Genomic DNA, 17011 nt, shown 5'->3' with positions numbered 1-17011 from the left:
GCCATCGGACCGGTCGGTACTAGGTATCCCGGGCCCCTGAACTTTAAGGAAGCAGAGGATGGCCGAGCTGACCATCTCGACGGAGGAGATCCGCGGCGCCCTGGAGCGCTACGTCTCCTCCTACTCGACCGACGTCTCCCGCGAGGAGGTCGGCACCGTCGCCGACACCGGTGACGGCATCGCCCACGTCGAGGGCCTGCCCTCGACCATGACCAACGAGCTCCTGGAGTTTGAGGACGGCACGCTCGGCGTGGCGCTGAACCTCGACGTCCGGGAGATCGGTGTCGTCGTCCTGGGTGACTCCGCCAAGCTGGAGGAGGGGCAGCGCGTCAAGCGCACCGGCCGGGTGCTCTCGGTTCCGGTCGGCGACGCCTTCCTCGGCCGCGTGGTCAACGCCCTCGGCGACCCGATCGACGGCCTCGGCGACATCGCCAACGAGGGTTACCGCGAGCTGGAGCTCCAGGCCCCGAACGTGATGGCCCGGCAGTCGGTGTTCGAGCCGCTGCAGACGGGCATCAAGGCCGTCGACGCGATGACCCCGATCGGCCGTGGCCAGCGTCAGCTGATCATCGGCGACCGGAAGACCGGCAAGACCACGGTCGCCCTGGACGCGGTGCTCAACCAGCGCGACAACTGGCGCTCCGGCGACCCGACCAAGCAGGTCCGCTGCATCTACGTCGCGATCGGCCAGAAGGCCTCCACCATCGCCTCCATCAAGGGGACGCTGGAGGAGGCCGGCGCGATGGAATACACCACCATCGTCGCCTCCCCGGCCTCCGACCCGGCCGGCTTCAAGTACCTCGCGCCCTACACCGGCTCGTCCATCGGGCAGCACTGGATGTACGGCGGCAAGCACGTCCTGATCATTTTCGACGACCTGAGCAAGCAGGCCGAGGCGTACCGCGCCGTGTCGCTGCTGCTGCGCCGCCCGCCGGGCCGCGAGGCCTACCCGGGTGACGTCTTCTACCTGCACTCCCGCCTGCTGGAGCGCTGCGCCAAGCTCTCCGACGAGCTGGGCGGCGGCTCGATGACCGGCCTGCCGATCATCGAGACCAAGGCGAACGACATCTCGGCGTTCATCCCGACCAACGTCATCTCGATCACCGACGGCCAGATCTTCCTCGAGACCGACCTGTTCAACCAGGGCGTCCGACCGGCCATCAACGTCGGCACCTCGGTGTCCCGGGTCGGTGGCGCCGCGCAGGTGAAGCCGATGCGCAAGGTCGCCGGTTCACTCCGGCTGAACCTGGCCCAGTACCGGGAGCTGGAGGCGTTCGCCGCCTTCGCGTCCGACCTGGACCGGGCGTCGCAGAACCAGCTGAACCGTGGCGCCCGCCTGGTCGAGCTGCTCAAGCAGCCGAACTACTCGCCGTACCCGGTGCAGGAGCAGGTCGTCTCCGTCTGGGCCGGCGTCGAGGGCAAGCTGGACGACGTCCCGGTCGGCGAGATCCGCCGCTTCGAGTCGGAGTTCCTGCAGTACCTCCGGCACAAGCACGAGGGCGTGCTCGCGGCGATCGCGGACAACAAGTGGGACGACGACATCATCTCCTCGCTGGACTCGGCCATCACCGAGTTCAAGCAGGTTTTCCTGGGCAAGGAGGACGAGGTCCGGGTCAACGACGCGCCGGCGCAGCCGCTGGAGGGCGAGGAGACCCGCGAGACGGTGACCCGCTTCCGCGACGGCACCACCGACCGCCCGGCCGAGAGCTGATCCGATGGCCGCCCAGGTACGCGTTCTCCGACAGCGGATCCGTTCCGCCAAGGGGATGAAGAAGATCACCAAGGCGATGGAGCTCGTCGCGACGAGCCGCATCGCCAAGGCCCAGGCCAAGGTGGCGGCCTCGCTGCCGTACGCCGAGGCGATCACCGGCGTGCTGACGGCGCTGGCCTCGAACGCGCGGATCGACCACCCGCTGCTCACCCCGCGCGAGCGGGTGCGGCGGGCGGGCGTCCTGCTGGTCACGTCCGACCGGGGTCTGGCCGGCGGCTACAGCTCGAACGCGATCCGGACCGCCGAGTCGCTGATCGCCCGGCTGCGCGCCGACGGCAAGGAGCCGGTGCTCTACGTCATCGGTCGCAAGGGCGTGGCGTTCTACCGGTTCCGCAACCGAGAGATCGCCGCCAGCTGGACCGGTTTCTCGGAGCAGCCGTCGTTCGAGGACGCTCGTGAGGTCGGTGAGACGCTGATCAAGGCGTTCACCGCGGGCGCGGACGACACCGACGGCGACGCGGGCGCGGACGGGATCCTCGGGGTCGACGAGCTGCACATCGTCTACACCGAGTTCAAGTCCCTGATGACCCAGAACCCGGTGACCCGGATCGTCGGCCCGATGCAGGTCGAGGACCGCCCGCGGTCCGAGGGCCTGCTGCCGGCGTACGAGTTCGAGCCGGAGCCGGAGTCGCTGCTCGACGCCCTGCTGCCGAAGTACATCAACACGCGGATCTACGCGGCGTTGCTGGAGTCGGCGGCGAGCGAGTCGGCCGCCCGCCGGCGGGCGATGAAGAGCGCCACCGACAACGCCGAAGAGATGATCGAGAAGTACACGCGTGAGATGAACTCGGCCCGTCAGGCCGGGATCACCCAGGAGATCAGTGAGATCGTCGGCGGCGCGAACGCGCTGGCCGCGTCGGGAAGTGAAGTGTGATGACTGTATCCGCAGTGGAGACCAAGACGGCCACGGGTCGCGTGGTCCGGGTCATCGGCCCGGTCGTCGACGCCGAGTTCCCGCGCGACGCCATGCCGGGTCTGTTCAACGCCCTGCACGTCGACGTGACGCTCTCCGGCGGTGAGAAGACGCTGACCCTGGAGGTCGCCCAGCACCTGGGTGACAACCTCGTCCGCGCCATCTCGATGCAGCCGACCGACGGCCTCGTCCGGGGCGCCGACGTCCGCGACACCGGCGCGCCGATCAGCGTGCCGGTGGGCGACGCGGTCAAGGGCCACGTGTTCAACGCGATCGGCGAGTGCCTCAACCTCACCGAGGGCGAGACCATCCAGGCCGACGACCACTGGGGCATCCACCGCAAGGCTCCGGCCTTCGCGGACCTGGAGCCGAAGACCGAGATGCTGGAGACCGGCATCAAGGTCATCGACCTGCTCGCCCCGTACGTCAAGGGCGGCAAGATCGGCCTGTTCGGCGGCGCGGGTGTGGGCAAGACGGTGCTCATCCAGGAGATGATCACCCGGGTGGCCCGGAACTTCGGTGGTACCTCGGTCTTCGCCGGCGTGGGTGAGCGCACCCGCGAGGGCAACGACCTCATCGCCGAGATGACCGAGTCGGGCGTCATCGACAAGACCGCGCTGGTCTACGGCCAGATGGACGAGCCGCCGGGCACCCGCCTGCGGGTCGCGCTCTCCGCCCTGACCATGGCGGAGTACTTCCGTGACGTGAAGAAGCAGGAGGTGCTGCTCTTCATCGACAACATCTTCCGCTTCACCCAGGCCGGTTCCGAGGTCTCCACGCTGCTCGGCCGCATGCCGAGCGCCGTGGGTTACCAGCCGACCCTGGCCGACGAGATGGGCGAGCTCCAGGAGCGGATCACCTCCGTCCGGGGCCAGGCCATCACCTCGATGCAGGCGATCTACGTGCCCGCCGACGACTACACCGACCCGGCGCCGGCCACCACGTTCGCCCACCTCGACGCGACCACCAACCTGGAGCGGTCGATCTCCGACAAGGGCATCTACCCGGCCGTGGACCCGCTGGCGTCCTCGTCCCGGATCCTCGCCCCGGAGTTCGTCGGCGAGGAGCACTTCGCCGTCGCCACCGAGGTGAAGCGGATCCTGCAGCGCTACAAGGACCTGCAGGACATCATCGCCATCCTCGGCATCGAGGAGCTCTCCGAGGAGGACAAGCTCACCGTCGGCCGCGCCCGCCGGATCGAGCGGTTCCTCTCGCAGAACACCTACGCCGCCGAGCAGTTCACCGGCGTACCGGGCTCGACGGTTCCGATCGCGGAGACCATCGACGCCTTCCGCCGGATCAGCGAGGGGGAGTTCGACCACTTCCCGGAGCAGGCGTTCTTCATGTGCGGCGGCCTGGAGGACCTCAAGGCCAAGGCCAAGGAGCTGATGGGTGAGGAGGGCTGAGAGCCCGATCACATCCACGGAGGCCGCCCCGACGATTGTCGGGGCGGCCTTCGCCTGTTCAGGGCGCCTCCCTACCAGATGCCCGGTTCACCGGCAAGCGGTTCGCCGACGCGCGCGGTACCGTTCCTGACACGACTTCACATCCCGACCGTCGATCTCTGCAACGAAACGGACCCCCGCGCCCGTCTCCTCTTCGTGGCGCGACGATTGGAGATGCTCGTGGGTAAGGGCGGCACGGATCGCGGCAAGCGGTCCATGTGGCGTGGCGTGCCCCGGTGGGCCCGCGTCAGCACCATCCTCGGCATCGTCATGATGGTGCTCAGCGGCTCGGTGCTGGTGGGCTATCACGTCCTGGTCGCCCGCTACGAGGGCTCGGTCGGCAAGGGCGACCTCTTCGGCGACCAGGCGGCCGGCGCGACGGAGAAGAAGAGCGACATCAAGGGGCCGCTCAACATCCTCCTGGTCGGCGTGGACCCCCGCACCCCGACGGCCCGCCCGCTCTCCGACTCGATCATGATCTTGCACGTGCCGGCCGGCATGGACCGGGGCTACCTCTTCTCGCTCCCGCGCGACCTGCGGGTGGAGATCCCGGCCTTCCCCAAGGCCGACTACGCCGGCGGCACCGAGCGGATCAACGCCGCCATGTCCCACGGCAGCAACGTGCCGGGCAAGAACCCGAGCGCGGCGCAGGGCTTCGAACTGCTCGCGAAGACCGTCCAGCAGGTCACCGGCATCAAGCGCTTCGACGCCGGCGCCATCATCAACTTCAGCGGGTTCAAGAAGATCGTCGACGCCATGGGTGGCGTCGACATGTACATCGAGCGGGACGTCAAGTCCGAGCACCTCAAGCCGGACGGCTCGGCCCGCCAGCTCAAGCCCGGCGGCGGAGGCTACCTCGGCCCGCAGGCCAAGTACGAGAAGGGCAACGCCCACCTGAACGGCTGGCAGGCCCTGGACTACGTGCGGCAGCGCTACCCGAAGAACGGCGTGCCGGACGCGGACTACGGCCGGCAACGGCACCAGCAGCAGTTCGTCAAGGCAATGGTGAGCCAGGCGTTCAGCGCCGACGTGGTGGCCAACCCGATCAAGCTGGACCGGGTGCTGCGCGCGGCCGGGCAGTCGCTGATCTTCAACGGCCGAGGCAACAGCGTGGTCGACTTCGGAGTGGCACTGAAGGGCATCCGCCCCGACGCGATCGAGACGATCAAGCTGCCGGGCGGCCCGATCGGCAGCGGCAGCGCCTACCGAGGGGAGCAACTGCTGCCCCCGGCCGACGACTTCTTCGCGGCCCTGCGCGCCGAGCAGCTGGACGCGTTCCTGCTGGAGCACCCCGACTTCAAGCAGAAGACCAAGTAGCCTGAGCGGGTGCGGGGCCGTCGTGGCCCGGCTCTCACCACCCGCGTTGGGTGGGCGGCGGGGGCGCGACTAGACTTTCGGCAATCCGCCGCCGCAGCAAGGAGACAGCGTGGCACAGCAGCTTCACGTCGAGCTCGTAGCCGTCGAGGAGAAGGTCTGGACCGGCGAGGCCGAGATGGTCGTCGCCCGGACGACCGAGGGTGAGCTTGGTGTGCTGCCGGGGCACGCGCCCCTGCTCGGCCAGCTCGCGGAGCCCAGCCAGGTACGCATCAAGCAGGCCGGTGGCCAGCAGGTCGCGTACGACGTCGCCGGCGGCTTCCTGTCGGTGACCGGCGAGGGCGTGACCGTCCTGGCCGAGAGCGCCACCCCGGCCACCCCGGCCCGCTGAGCCGACCCGCCGATGGAGATCGTCGAAGGGATCGGAATCGGCGTCGCGGTCGTCGTCGTGGCGCTTCTGGTTCTCTTCGTCCGGCGGGCTCTGTTCACCCGTAGCGGGGGCATCATCCGGCTGAGCGTCCGGGTCACCACGGTGCTCGACGGTCGCGGGTGGTCCCCCGGCTTCGGCCGCTTCGTCGGCGACGAACTCCGCTGGTACCGCATGTTCAGCTTCGCGCTCCGCCCGAAGCGGGTGCTGTCCCGCAAGGGGCTCGCGGTGGAGCGGCGCCGGTTGCCCGAAGGGCAGGAGCGCTTCTCCATGCCGTCCGACTGGGTGATCCTCCGCTGTACCAGCCACCACGCTCCGGTCGAGATCGCCATGGCGCGCTCCACGGTCACCGGATTCCTCTCCTGGCTCGAGGCCGCCCCTCCGGGGGCGGTCTCGCCGCGTCTGGCCTCCCAGGACTGGCCCGCCGCCTGACCCGGCCGCCGTCCGAGCGGTCCGATCGACCCGCCGCGGCGAAGTGCCGGCATCACCCCCCGGCCGGACACGACCACCTCCTCGTCGTGGCGCTCCGACTCCGCACGCGGACGCCGCTTCCGTCCCGTTCCCGGCACCGAGCGAGGCGTCGCGAGATCTAGGAAGCTGAGCGCCCCTCCTCTAGGCCCCTACTCTCCAAGCTCTCGCCCTGTGGCCGCCCCCGCGCCCTCGCCCTGGCGTCCTCCTCGACCGACTGGTTGATCAAGGAGTTTGCGTAGTGCCGCCGAGGATTGTCGACACAAACTCCTTGATCGACGTGGCGTGGGGGTTGGTGGCTGGTGGGTGGAACGTGGTGGGGGTCTTCGGGGGGTTGTGAGGCACCCGTGGTGTTCCACTCGCGAAGTTGGCATGCGCTGGGTGGAACGCTGTGGGTGTCTGCGGGGCCGGGACACACCCATGGTGTTCCACCGACGGGGTTGGCACGCGCTGGGTGGAACGTCATGGGTGTCTGCGGGGTCGGGGTGCACCCGCCCGTGGGGTTCCGCCCGAGTGCGTGGGTGCGGGGTGGGTGTCCGGTTCGGTGGTGGTGGGCGGCACCCCGGGTGTGGAATCGCCGCAGGCTCGGCGGCGTTGTAGACGGGTGAACGACCGAGCAGGCGAACACCCCCGAGCCGCCACCCCGCCCCCGGCGGGAATGACGGCAGGCCGCCGGTCGTTACACATCATCCCGGCGCCGCGTGCGGGCCCCCCGCCCCGCGAGCCTGCCGGACACCCCGGCCCCCGTGAGCTGGCCCCCCGGCTCCACGAGCAGCCGGATCCCCCCAAGACTTCTTCGCGCGCCTGACGGTGCCCACACCCCCGGTGTGTTGACCCCCGAATGGAGCCCCCTCATGAACACGATCCTGCGTAAGAGCATCCTGGGTATCGCTGGTCTGGCCTTCACCGGTGGCGTGTTCGCCGGTCCGGTCGCCGCCCACGCCGACACCCCCGCCCACGCCGCTGGTAAGCCCGTCGCGGTCGCCTCCGTGCAGGGTGAGCAGTCGACCATCACGCTGAACGACGAGCAGACCGCCAACGCGAAGGCGATCATCGCCGCGACGAAGAAGGCCGGCATGAACGAGCGGGCCGCGGTGATCTCGATCGCCACCGCCCTGCAGGAGTCGAAGCTGGAGAACCTCGGGCACCTCGGCGACCGCAACGACCACGACTCGCTGGGCCTGTTCCAGCAGCGCCCCTCCAGCGGTTGGGGCACGCCGGAGCAGATCACCGACCCCGAGTACTCCACCCTGGCCTTCCTCAAGGGTCTGAAGCAGGTCGACGGCTGGGACAAGATGCCGCTGACCGACGCCGCCCAGACCGTGCAGGTCTCCGCCTACCCCGACGCGTACGCGCAGTGGGAGAAGCAGGCCACCGACATCGTGGCCGAGCACTGGACCAAGTGACACCGAAGGCCGGCACCCCGAAACCGGGGTGCCGGCCTTTCGCATGTCAGCGCGGCACGGGCCGGCGGCAGTGGTAGACCAGGGCCGGTGGCAGGTTCGACCAGACCGTCCGGCCGACGGTCACCTCCTCGAAGGCGCCGGTCAGCAGTCGCCGGAAGCGACGGGCCGGCCGGGTCGCGAGCGCGTGCCGGTACGCGAACGTGGTGAACGCGCCGCTCGGCCGGAGCGTTCGCAGCACCGCGTCGAGGACGGCGAGTTGACGCCCCACGCCGAACGCCGCCCACGGTAGCCCGCTCACCACCACGTCGGCGGCGGGCAGGTGCCGGTCGGACAGCACCCGGTCGAGGGTGGCGGCGTCCGCGCGGATGACCTGTACGGCCGGGTGACGTCGGGAGAGCGCGGCGGCGAAGCTGGGGTTCAGCTCGACCGCCAGGTGCTGGCCGCGTCCGGCCAGCCGCTGCTGGATGGTGCGGGTGAAGGCGCCGGTGCCGGGGCCGAGTTCGACCACCAGCGGCTGCCCGGTCCGGGGGACGGCGGCGGTGATGTCCCGGGCCAGCGCCGATCCGCTGGGCAGCACCGCGCCGGTGGCGAGCGGGTGCCGGGCGAACTGGCCGAGGAAGGCGGGGGCGTCGCTGATCACGTCCACCGACGCTAAGTGGGCGTACGCGGTCCGGGTCTCGTGCGGTGGGCCGGCACACCGGCCAGTCGGAGGAGGGGCACCGGCCGGTGGAAGGGCCGACCTGCCCTTCCCGCTCCGTATCGTGGCCGCATGAGAGGCGGGCGGTGGACCGGGTGGCCCGAGCTGCTGCTCGGGCTCGGCACGGCCGCCCTGGGTCTGATCAGTACCCGGATCGTGATACCCGGCATCCCGCGCGACGCGTGGGCCGGCGTCTTCGCGGTGCTCGCCGGGCTCCTCCTCATCGGGGTACGCCGCTGGCCGTGGCCGGTGCTGCTCGCCACGTCGGCGCTGCTGGTCGTCGCCGACACGGTGACGGTGACCGGTGCGGACACCGCCCAGTTCGCCGCCTCGGTGGCGTTGGGCTACGTCGCGTACCGCTCGGGATGGCCGGGCACCGCCGTCGCGTACGGGCTCTTCCTGGCGGTGACGCTGGTCAACGTGATCGACCCGGGGAACGCGGAGGTGCTCCGTGGTGGTGTCGGCGTGCTCCGGGTGCTGATGCTGGCCGGGTTCGCCGCCGCGCCGGTGGCGTTCGGCCGCTATCTGCGCGGGGTACGGCAGGCGGCGGAGGCGGCCGAGGAGCGGGCCCGGGAGGCCGAGGAGCGGCGGACGACCGAGGCGCGGATGGTCCGGCTGACCGAGCGGACGGCCATCGCCCGCGACCTGCACGACATCGTCGCCCACCACGTCGCGGCGATCGCGCTGCGGGCCGGGTCGGCGCGGTACGCCGTGCAGCACACCGGCCGGCCGGAGGAGGCGGTGACGGCGCTCGGCGAGTTGCGCGACACCGCCGGGCAGGTGCTGGACGAGTTGCGGGAACTGCTGGAGGTGCTCCGCGACCCGGACGCGGTGGAACCGGCGGAGTCGCAGGTCGAGCCGGTCCAGGTGATCCGCGACGCGGCCCGGCGGGTACGCGAGGCCGGCCTGGCGGTGCAGGTGCGGATGCCGGAGGTGCTGCACCGGGTGCCGTTGGTGGTCGGGACGACCGCGGCCCGGGTCGTGCAGGAGGCGTTGACCAACAGCCTGAAGCACGCCGGGCCGGGCGCGGTCGTCTCGGTCGACGTCAGGGTGACCGACGGGGCGCTCCTCCTGGAGGTGCTGGACAGCGGCCCGGCGCGCCCGCGTACCCGCCTGCCCGTGTCGGGCCACGGCCTGCGCGGCATGCGCGAGCGGGTCGGCCTGCTCGGTGGGACGCTCGTCGCGGGCGGCACCGACGGCGGCGGCTGGCGGCTCCGGGTCCGACTGCCGATCAGGGAGAACGAATGATCAGAGTGCTGGTGGTCGACGACCAGGCCCTCGTCCGCGCCGGCGTGGGCCTGGTGCTGCGGACGGCCGGCGGCTTCGAGGTGGTCGGCGAGGCGGGGGACGGGCACGAGGCGGTCCGGCTCGCCGAGCGGCTGCGGCCGGACGTCATCCTGATGGACCTGCGGATGCCCCGGCTCGACGGCATCGAGGCGACCCGGCGGATCCTGCGGCAGCAGCCGGCGGCCCGGGTGCTGGTGCTGACCACGTTCGCCGACGACGCGAACGTCTACGGTGCGCTCGGCGCGGGCGCGCAGGGCTATCTGGTGAAGGACGGCGCCCCCGAGGATCTGGTCGACGCGGTGCGGCGGGCGGCCTCCGGTGAGCCGCTGCTCGCCGCGCCGGTGTTGGCCCGGGTGCTGCGCCGGGCGCTCGCCGCGCACGACCGCGACCGCGCCCCGGACCCGGCCGCCGCCGGGCTCGGCCTGCTCACGCCCCGGGAGCGGGAGGTGCTGGCGCTGGTCGGCGCGGGGCTGTCCAACGCCGAGATCGGGGCGCGGCTGCACCTCGGGGTGACCACGGTGAAGACCCACGTCTCGGCCGCGATGGAGAAGCTGGAGCTGCGCAACCGGGTCCAGGCCGCGGTGGTGGCGCACCGGCTCGGCCTGGTCGACGACGGCTTCAACCCGGTGCCGGATCCGGGTGCACCCTAGGGCGACGACCGGCCACCCGGAGGACCCGGCCCGGCCGTGGGCAGGACGTCGTCGCCCGGCCCGGGCGCGACGCTGGTAGGCATGACCTTCCTGGATTCCCTGGTGGACCGGCTCGACGCGCTGCCGCCGGGCCTCCTGCTGCTGGTCGCGGCGGCGGTGCTCGCCGGCGAGGTGGGGCTGCTTGCCGGTGTGGTGCTGCCGGCCGCGACCACCATGCTGACGGTGGGGTTGCTGGCCCGCGCCGGTCGCGTCGACCTGGGCGTCGCGCTGGCGGTGACCACCGCCGCCGCGTTCGCCGGGGACCAGCTCGGCTATCTGGAGGGGCGGCTGCTCGGCCCGAGGCTGCGGCGCGGACCGCTGGGCCGTCGGGTGGGGGAGGAGCGGTGGCGGCGCGCCGAGGCGCTGGTCGCCGCCAAGGGTGGGAGCGCCGTGCTGCTCGGCCGCTGGACCGCGTTCGTCCGGACGCTGGTGCCCCGGGTGGCGGGGGCCGCCGGCCTTCCGTACCGCCGGTTCGTGCTCGCCGACGGCCTGGCGGTGGTCGTCTGGGTGCCCGGCACGGTGCTCGTCGGTTGGGCGGCGGGCGGCCTGCCGGCCGGTGTGCCGGCCGCCGCCGGGGTGACGGTGGTCGCGGTGGTCGCGGTCGCGGTGGGGCTGCGGCGCCTGCGGGTACGCCGACGGCGCACCGTGCATCGCGCCTGCTCCGGGCCGGTCCGTGGCCGGCGCGGCCCGACCCGCCGCCGGCCGGGCTCGCGGCGGCCGGGGGCCGGTCGGACCGCGCCCGTCCGCCGGGGCGCGATCGACCGGTGCTGAGGCCGGGCGGGGGCGCGGGTCGGGTGTCGACCGCGCGGCCCTCGGCTCAGTCCGTTCCGGCGACCAGCTCGACCTCGTAGCCCTGGCCGTCGGTCAGGTAGGCGGCGTAGCTGTCCGGGCCGCCCGCGTGCGGGTGCCGCTCCGGGAGCAGCTCGCCGAGAAGCCAGCCCCACGAACGACTGGCCGCCTCCAGGTCGGGTACCCAGACCTCCACGTGGTGCAGGCCGCCGACGGTCAGCGCTTCCCGCCCGGCACCCATAGCACGTCTCCGTCCGGATTTGCCGTTCTTGACAGGATAAAGAGCAGATCGGAGAGCCGGTTGAGATACTTTGCCGGGAGGGGGCTGGTCCGATCGGGGTCGTGTGCGACCAGCGCCCATGCCGCACGCTCGGCGCGCCGGGCGGTCGTCCGTGCCACGTGCAGCAGTGCCGCGCCCGCGGTGCCGCCGGGGAGGATGAAGGAGTCGAGCTTGCTCAAGCGCGCGTTGTACTCGTCGCACCAGCCTTCGAGGCGCTCGACGTACTCCTCGGTGACCCGCAGCGGCGGGTACTTCGGGTCCGGCTCGACCGGCGTGGCCAGGTCCGCGCCGACGTCGAACATGTCGTTCTGCACGGACTCCAGCACCGCCCGCAGCTCGTCCGGGAGCTGCCCCAGGGCGAGCGCGACGCCGATCGAGGCGTTGCACTCGTCCACGTCGGCGTACGCGGCGATCCGCGGATCGGTCTTCGGCACCTGCTCGTTGTTGCTCAGCCTGGTCATGCCGGCGTCGCCGGCCTTGGTGTAGATGCGCGTGAGGTGGACGGCCATGACGCACAGCCTACGGATACCGGACCTGACGATCCCGGTGCGGCCGGACCGGCCGACCGCGGTGGGGCCGGGTGACGCCGGCGACCCGGCGATCAGCGACGTCGACGTCATCCGGGTACGGGGGGACGCCCGGCTGGCCGGCACCGTGCACGTGGTGGGCGCGAAGAACTCGGCGTTGAAGCTGATGGCCGCCGCGCTGCTCGCGCCCGGCCGCAGCGTGATCACCAACGTGCCCCGGATCACCGACATCGCGATCATGGGCGAGGTGCTGCGCCGGCTCGGCTGCGGCGTACGCTTCGGGCCGGACGACCCGGTCGACCCGATGGTGGCTCGCGGCGGGGTGGAACGGTCCCGCTCGGTCGTCATCGACGTGCCGGAGCGACCCGGCGCGGAGGCCGACTACGACCTGGTCCGCCGGCTGCGCGCGTCGATCTGCGTGCTCGGCCCGCTGCTCGCCCGCCGGGGCTACGTCCGGGTGGCCCACCCCGGCGGCGACGCCATCGGCTCGCGCGGCCTGGACATGCACATCGCCGGCCTGGCCCGGATGGGCGCGGAGATCTCCGGCGAGCACGGCTTCGTCATCGCCGAGGCCCCGGACGGCCTGCACGGCGCGGACATCGTGCTGGACTTCCCGAGCGTGGGCGCCACCGAGAACCTGGTGATGGCGGCGGTGCTGGCCCGGGGCGGCACGACGATCGACAACGCGGCCCGGGAGCCGGAGATCGTCGACATCTGCACCATGCTCAACCGGATGGGCGCGCGGATCTCCGGCGCCGGCAGCTCGACGCTGCACATCGTCGGCGTACCCGACCTGCGCCCGGTCCGGCACGCCACGGTGGGGGACCGGATCGTCGCCGGCACCTGGGCGTTCGCGGCCGCGATGACCCGGGGGGACGTCACCGTGACCGGCCTGGACCCGGCCTACCTGGAGGTCGCGCTGGACAAGCTGGTCTCGGCCGGCGGCCTGGTGGAGACCCGGGGCGACGGCTTCCGGGTACGGATGGACGACCGTCCGAGGGCGGTCGACGTGGTCACGCTGCCGTATCCGGGTTTCGCCACCGACCTGCTGCCGATGGCGATCGGGTTGGCGGCGGTCAGCGACGGCGGCTCGCTGATCACCGAGAACATCTTCGACGGCCGGTTCATGTTCGCCAACGAGATGATGCGGTTGGGCGCGGAGATCCGGACCGACGGTCACCACGCCCTGGTCTGCGGCCGGGAGCGGCTCTCCGGCGCACCGGTGCGCGCCACCGACATCCGGGCCGGCGCCGGCCTGATCATCGCCGGGCTCTGCGCCGACGGCCTCACCGAGGTCTCGCACGTGCACCACGTCGACCGGGGCTACCCGGACTTCGTGGCGGACCTGCGGGCGCTCGGCGTCGAGGTGGAGCGCGGCACCGCGCCGGAGGAACCCGACCTGGCCATCTGACGGCCCTTATCCCTCGTTAAGTAGGGTTCTGGAGGACATTCCAGAACACGGCGAGGGAGAAGCAGATGGCGGGTCGACTCGCGGTCGTCGGTGCCGGGCTGATGGGCTCGGGCATCGCCCAGGTGGCGGCGCAGGCGGGCTGGCAGGTGACGCTGCGCGACGTGGACGACGCGGCCACGAAGCGGGGCGTCGACGGCATCCGGAAGTCGCTGACGAAGTTCGCCGAGAAGGGCAAGATCGAGGCGTCCGACGTCGAGGCGACGCTGGGCCGGATCACGCCGACCACCGAGCTGGAGGCGGCGGCCGACGCGGACATCGTGGTCGAGGCGGTGTTCGAGAAGATCGAGATCAAGCACGAGGTGTTCCGCGCGCTGGACAAGATCTGCAAGGCGGACGCGGTGCTGGCCACCAACACCTCGGCCATCCCGGTCACCCAGATCGCCACCGCCACCGAGCGACCGGAGTCGGTGGTGGGCACCCACTTCTTCTCGCCGGTGCCGATGATGAAGCTCTGCGAGCTGGTCCGCGGCTACAAGACCAGCGACGCGACCATGGACACCGCCCGGTCGTTCGCCGAGGAGATCGGCAAGACGGTCGTGGTGGTCAACCGGGACATCGCCGGTTTCGTCACCACCCGGCTGATCTGCGCGCTGGCGATGGAGGCGGTCAAGCTGGTCGAGTCCGGCGTGATCTCCGCCGAGGACCTGGACACCGCCTGCAAGCTGGGCTTCGGGCACGCCATGGGCCCGCTGGCCACCGTCGACCTGACCGGCGTGGACGTGCTGCTCAACGCCACCCGCAACATCTACACCGACACCGCGGACGAGAAGTTCTTCCCGCCGGAGCTGCTCCAGCGCATGGCCACCGCCGGCGACCTGGGCCGCAAGACCGGCCAGGGCTTCTACTCGTACTGAGCGTGTCGACCGCCCCGCCCTGGACGACTCACGTCCGGGGCGGGGTGAGCGCGGCGCCGAGCAGCGCGAACGCGTCCGGGATGACGGTGCCCCAGTAGCCGAAGTTGTGCCGCCCGTCGGCCCAGGCCGCCCGTGCCGGGCGCTCGGGCAGCACCCGGGCCAGCGCGCGGACGTCCTTGAGGAAGTTGTCCTGCCGGCCGCACCAGAGCCCGACCGGGGTGCCGCGCAGCTTGTCGACGCCGGTGAAGACCGCGTCGCCGGGGCGCACCGCCGGGGAGAAGGCCGCCGCCATCCTCAGCCAGCCCGGGTACGTCTCGGCCAGCAGCAGCGCCCCGAAGCCTCCCATCGACCAGCCCCAGACGGCCGTCCGGCTGATGTCGAAGCCGCGCCGGGCGCACCAGGCCGGCACCTCCTCGCGCACCATCCGTCGCGGGTCGTCGTCGCCGGCGGGACGCCAGGAGAGCCGGCCGCCGGTCGCGCCGGCGAGCGCGAACGGCGGGGCGCCGCGCCGCACCGCGTCGGTGAGGAAGCGGGCCAGCCCGAACCGGCCGTAGTCGCGCGGGGTGGCCGAGGCGCCGTGCAGGACCAGGCAGACGGGCAGGCCGCGGCCGTCGCCGTACCCCTCGGGCACGGCGGTCCAGAAGTCGACCTCGCGCCCGCGGGCGCCGGAGGCGATCCGGATCAGCCGCTCGTCCCCGGCCGGGGCGTCCGGCACGTCGGGTGCCGGGCCGGGCCGGGGAGCGGAGAGCTGCCGGGCGGCCAGGCCACCGACCAGGCCGACCCCGGCGATCCCGGCACCGGCGGTCAGCAAAGTGCGCCGGCTCAGCGTGCGTGCCATGCCGGCGAGTGTGCCACCTCGGGCGAGACGCGTGCGGTCGTGTGCGTGGTTAAGAAGGGGCCCTTCCTCTACCGCAGGCGTTAAGAGGGGGCCCTTCCTTACACCTCAGCCGTCGCGGCGGCTGGTCCACCGGAAGGTGGTCAGGCAGAGCACCAGCCCGATCACGCACCAGGCTGCCAGCACCAGCGCCACCTTGCCCAGCTCGAACGACCCGCCCGGCTCCTGGCCGCCGAAGCTGTCCGGCAGGAAGACCGAGCGCAGCCCCTGGCACATCCACTTGAGCGGGAAGATCGCGGCGACCTGCTGCATCCAGGTGGGCAGGCTGGTGAAGACGAAGAACACGCCGGAGATGAACTGGAGGACCAGCGCGACCGGGGTGACCACCGCGGAGCCGCTGCGGGCGGTGCGGGCCAGCGACGAGATGGCGATGCCGCAGAGCGTGCAGGCGGTGACACCGAGGACGGCGACCCAACCGAAGGTGAGCCACTTGGCGGCGGTCTGCGGCAGGTCCAGGTCGAACAGCGCGACCGAGACGGCGAGCAGGAGCGCGGTCTCGGCGATGCCGATGACCACCACCATGATCACCTTGCCGGCGAACCAGACCCACTTCGGCATCGGCGTGCCCCGGTAGCGCTTGAGCACGCCCCGGTCCCGCTCGATCGGGATCCAGATGCCGAGGTTCTGGAAGCTCACCGTCATCAGCCCGGTCGCGATCATGCCGGTGATGAAGTACTGCGTGTAGCTGACGCCCGGGGCGATCTCGTCGCTGAAGATCGCCGCGAAGATCAGGATCATGATGATCGGGAAGCCCATCGTGAACACGACGGACTCCCGGCTGCGCAGGAACTGGGTGATCTCCAGCCGGCCCTGGCGTAGCGCCAGCGCGCCCGCGCCGAGCCGCCGGGCCGGTGCCGCGGCGACCGGGGCCGCCGGCTTCGTCGTGGTGGTCATGAGTGTCCGATCATCCGCAGGTAGACGTCTTCCAGGGTCGGCCGGGTCACGGTCAGGCCGGGCACCTCGCCGCCGAAGCGCGCGGCCAGTTCGGCCACCAGCGCCGTCGGCGTCGGGGTCTCCGCCGAGCCCGGCGTTCCCTCCGGGGTACGCCAGGAGACGGTCGCCAGCGACTCCTGCCGGTTGCCCAGCGCGTTCGGCGGCGCGACCTCGATCACCCGCCCGGCGGCGATCACACCGACCCGGTCGGCGAGGGCCTCGGCCTCGTCCAGGTAGTGGGTGGTGAGCACGATGGTGGTGCCGGCGGCGGAGAGGTCCCGGATCAGCTCCCAGAACTCGCGCCGGGCCTCCGGGTCGAAACCGGTGGTCGGCTCGTCGAGGAAGAGCAGCTCGGGCCGGCCGATGATGCCCAGCGCCACGTCGAGGCGGCGCTTCTGTCCGCCGGAGAGCGTGTGCGTACGCGCCTTCGCCTTGGCGCCCAGCCCCACCCGCTCGACCACCTTGTCCGGGTCGTCGGCGTCGGGGTAGAAGCCGGAGAAGTGCCGGACCACCTCGCCGACGGTCAGCTCGTCGAACTCGCCGGTGCCCTGGAGCACGATGCCCACCCGGGAGCGCCAGTCGGCGTCGGGGGAGGCCGGGTCGACGCCGAGCACCCGCACCTCGCCGGCGTCGCGGTGCCGGTAGCCCTCCAGGATCTCCACCGTGGTGGTCTTGCCCGCGCCGTTCGGGCCGAGCAGGGCGAACACCTCGCCCCGGTGGACGTCCAGGTCCACCCCGGCCACCGCGACGTTGTCGCCGTACGTCTTGCGCAGTCCCCGTACGGAGATCGCGAGCTCGTCTTCCATGACGTCCAGTGTGCGACTGCCGCGTGCCCGGCCGCGGGC

At 71.9% G+C, this 17011-nt stretch carries 18 protein-coding genes; 12 read left to right on the top strand and 6 right to left on the bottom strand.

Annotated elements, in window-relative coordinates; genetic code table 11:
• Positions 1-58: 58 nt before the first annotated feature.
• From atpA to O7600_RS13085, 7 genes are all read left to right on the top strand, one after another.
• A complete protein-coding gene (gene atpA / locus O7600_RS13115; RefSeq protein WP_281593842.1) occupies positions 59-1711 on the top strand; it encodes a F0F1 ATP synthase subunit alpha in 1653 nt (550 codons plus the stop codon).
• Between the two features lie 4 nt (positions 1712-1715).
• Positions 1716-2645 carry a F0F1 ATP synthase subunit gamma gene (locus O7600_RS13110; RefSeq protein ID WP_091571246.1) on the top strand — a complete coding sequence of 310 codons (930 nt, stop codon included), beginning with the start codon at positions 1716-1718 and terminating at the stop codon, positions 2643-2645.
• A complete protein-coding gene (gene atpD, locus O7600_RS13105; RefSeq protein WP_281593841.1) occupies positions 2645-4090 on the top strand; it encodes a F0F1 ATP synthase subunit beta in 1446 nt (481 codons plus the stop codon). The genes O7600_RS13110 and atpD overlap by 1 nt, the downstream gene beginning before the upstream one ends.
• 213 nt (positions 4091-4303) lie before the next feature.
• Positions 4304-5446, top strand: a complete 1143-nt coding sequence (locus O7600_RS13100; RefSeq protein ID WP_281593840.1) for an LCP family protein — start codon at positions 4304-4306, stop codon at positions 5444-5446.
• 109 nt (positions 5447-5555) lie between these two features.
• Complete coding sequence (locus O7600_RS13095; protein WP_047893558.1) at positions 5556-5834, top strand: F0F1 ATP synthase subunit epsilon; 279 nt, start codon at positions 5556-5558, stop codon at positions 5832-5834.
• Between the two features lie 12 nt (positions 5835-5846).
• A complete protein-coding gene (locus O7600_RS13090) occupies positions 5847-6302 on the top strand; it encodes a DUF2550 domain-containing protein (RefSeq protein ID WP_091571258.1) in 456 nt (151 codons plus the stop codon).
• Between the two features lie 890 nt (positions 6303-7192).
• On the top strand, positions 7193-7744 hold the full coding sequence (locus O7600_RS13085; RefSeq protein WP_281593839.1) for a hypothetical protein: 552 nt from the start codon (positions 7193-7195) through the stop codon (positions 7742-7744).
• 46 nt (positions 7745-7790) lie between these two features.
• Here O7600_RS13085 and O7600_RS13080 read toward each other — a convergent pair whose 3' ends face one another.
• Positions 7791-8384 (bottom strand): methyltransferase domain-containing protein, encoded by a 594-nt coding sequence (locus O7600_RS13080; RefSeq protein WP_281593838.1) that lies wholly within the window; start codon positions 8382-8384, stop codon positions 7791-7793.
• A 129-nt stretch (positions 8385-8513) separates the two neighbouring features.
• On the opposite strand from O7600_RS13080, the gene O7600_RS13075 reads away from it, so the two are divergent.
• From O7600_RS13075 to O7600_RS13065, 3 genes are all read left to right on the top strand, one after another.
• Positions 8514-9689 carry a histidine kinase gene (locus tag O7600_RS13075; RefSeq protein WP_281593837.1) on the top strand — a complete coding sequence of 392 codons (1176 nt, stop codon included), beginning with the start codon at positions 8514-8516 and terminating at the stop codon, positions 9687-9689.
• Positions 9686-10378 carry a response regulator transcription factor gene (locus O7600_RS13070; RefSeq protein ID WP_281593836.1) on the top strand — a complete coding sequence of 231 codons (693 nt, stop codon included), beginning with the start codon at positions 9686-9688 and terminating at the stop codon, positions 10376-10378. The genes O7600_RS13075 and O7600_RS13070 overlap by 4 nt, the downstream gene beginning before the upstream one ends.
• An 81-nt stretch (positions 10379-10459) precedes the next feature.
• Entirely contained in the window at positions 10460-11188 is a 729-nt protein-coding gene (locus O7600_RS13065) for a VTT domain-containing protein (RefSeq protein ID WP_281593835.1), read from the top strand.
• Positions 11189-11234: 46 nt separating this feature from the next.
• Here the strand turns inward: O7600_RS13065 and O7600_RS13060 are convergent, their stop codons facing one another.
• Together O7600_RS13060 and O7600_RS13055 are read right to left on the bottom strand one after the other, a co-directional pair.
• The gene (locus tag O7600_RS13060) at positions 11235-11447 is read right to left on the bottom strand and encodes a VOC family protein (RefSeq protein WP_281593834.1); all 213 of its coding nucleotides are present in this window, start codon (positions 11445-11447) and stop codon (positions 11235-11237) included.
• Positions 11423-11995, bottom strand: coding sequence for a cob(I)yrinic acid a,c-diamide adenosyltransferase (locus tag O7600_RS13055; protein WP_047893386.1), 573 nt, complete (start codon positions 11993-11995; stop codon positions 11423-11425). Before O7600_RS13055 ends, O7600_RS13060 begins: the two co-directional genes overlap by 25 nt.
• Here O7600_RS13055 and murA point away from each other — a divergent pair.
• Together murA and O7600_RS13045 are read left to right on the top strand one after the other, a co-directional pair.
• Positions 11994-13424, top strand: a complete 1431-nt coding sequence (gene murA, locus O7600_RS13050; protein ID WP_281593833.1) for a UDP-N-acetylglucosamine 1-carboxyvinyltransferase — start codon at positions 11994-11996, stop codon at positions 13422-13424. The two genes, O7600_RS13055 and murA, sit on opposite strands and share 2 nt — an antisense overlap.
• A gap of 65 nt (positions 13425-13489) precedes the next feature.
• On the top strand, positions 13490-14338 hold the full coding sequence (locus O7600_RS13045) for a 3-hydroxyacyl-CoA dehydrogenase family protein (protein ID WP_174530777.1): 849 nt from the start codon (positions 13490-13492) through the stop codon (positions 14336-14338).
• A gap of 28 nt (positions 14339-14366) precedes the next feature.
• On the opposite strand, the gene O7600_RS13040 is transcribed toward O7600_RS13045, so the two are convergent.
• From O7600_RS13040 to O7600_RS13030, 3 genes are all read right to left on the bottom strand, one after another.
• A complete protein-coding gene (locus O7600_RS13040; RefSeq protein WP_281593832.1) occupies positions 14367-15176 on the bottom strand; it encodes an alpha/beta hydrolase-fold protein in 810 nt (269 codons plus the stop codon).
• Between the two features lie 105 nt (positions 15177-15281).
• Entirely contained in the window at positions 15282-16127 is an 846-nt protein-coding gene (locus O7600_RS13035) for an ABC transporter permease (protein ID WP_281593831.1), read from the bottom strand.
• Complete coding sequence (locus O7600_RS13030; RefSeq protein ID WP_281593830.1) at positions 16124-16972, bottom strand: ABC transporter ATP-binding protein; 849 nt, start codon at positions 16970-16972, stop codon at positions 16124-16126. The genes O7600_RS13035 and O7600_RS13030 overlap by 4 nt, the downstream gene beginning before the upstream one ends.
• Positions 16973-17011 lie beyond the last annotated feature (39 nt).

Source organism: Micromonospora sp. WMMA1998, assembly GCF_027497375.1.
Taxonomy (GTDB): domain Bacteria; phylum Actinomycetota; class Actinomycetes; order Mycobacteriales; family Micromonosporaceae; genus Micromonospora; species Micromonospora sediminicola.
The sequence above is the reverse complement of the archived record's forward strand: the minus strand, read 5'-3'. Positions and strand labels throughout refer to the sequence as shown.

What these genes read in the sequence shown, in the direction of transcription:
- atpA (WP_281593842.1), top strand. Translation starts at nt 59, where the DNA reads ATGGCCGAGCTGACCATCTCGACGGAGGAGATCCGCGGCGCCCTGGAG.
- O7600_RS13110 (WP_091571246.1), top strand. Translation starts at nt 1,716, where the DNA reads ATGGCCGCCCAGGTACGCGTTCTCCGACAGCGGATCCGTTCCGCCAAG.
- atpD (WP_281593841.1), top strand. Translation starts at nt 2,645, where the DNA reads ATGACTGTATCCGCAGTGGAGACCAAGACGGCCACGGGTCGCGTGGTC.
- O7600_RS13100 (WP_281593840.1), top strand. Translation starts at nt 4,304, where the DNA reads ATGCTCGTGGGTAAGGGCGGCACGGATCGCGGCAAGCGGTCCATGTGG.
- O7600_RS13090 (WP_091571258.1), top strand. Translation starts at nt 5,847, where the DNA reads ATGGAGATCGTCGAAGGGATCGGAATCGGCGTCGCGGTCGTCGTCGTG.
- O7600_RS13085 (WP_281593839.1), top strand. Translation starts at nt 7,193, where the DNA reads ATGAACACGATCCTGCGTAAGAGCATCCTGGGTATCGCTGGTCTGGCC.
- O7600_RS13075 (WP_281593837.1), top strand. Translation starts at nt 8,514, where the DNA reads ATGAGAGGCGGGCGGTGGACCGGGTGGCCCGAGCTGCTGCTCGGGCTC.
- O7600_RS13070 (WP_281593836.1), top strand. Translation starts at nt 9,686, where the DNA reads ATGATCAGAGTGCTGGTGGTCGACGACCAGGCCCTCGTCCGCGCCGGC.
- O7600_RS13065 (WP_281593835.1), top strand. Translation starts at nt 10,460, where the DNA reads ATGACCTTCCTGGATTCCCTGGTGGACCGGCTCGACGCGCTGCCGCCG.
- O7600_RS13060 (WP_281593834.1), bottom strand. Translation starts at nt 11,447, where the DNA reads ATGGGTGCCGGGCGGGAAGCGCTGACCGTCGGCGGCCTGCACCACGTG.
- murA (WP_281593833.1), top strand. Translation starts at nt 11,994, where the DNA reads ATGACGCACAGCCTACGGATACCGGACCTGACGATCCCGGTGCGGCCG.
- O7600_RS13055 (WP_047893386.1), bottom strand. Translation starts at nt 11,995, where the DNA reads ATGGCCGTCCACCTCACGCGCATCTACACCAAGGCCGGCGACGCCGGC.
- O7600_RS13045 (WP_174530777.1), top strand. Translation starts at nt 13,490, where the DNA reads ATGGCGGGTCGACTCGCGGTCGTCGGTGCCGGGCTGATGGGCTCGGGC.
- O7600_RS13040 (WP_281593832.1), bottom strand. Translation starts at nt 15,176, where the DNA reads ATGGCACGCACGCTGAGCCGGCGCACTTTGCTGACCGCCGGTGCCGGG.
- O7600_RS13035 (WP_281593831.1), bottom strand. Translation starts at nt 16,127, where the DNA reads ATGACCACCACGACGAAGCCGGCGGCCCCGGTCGCCGCGGCACCGGCC.
- O7600_RS13030 (WP_281593830.1), bottom strand. Translation starts at nt 16,972, where the DNA reads ATGGAAGACGAGCTCGCGATCTCCGTACGGGGACTGCGCAAGACGTAC.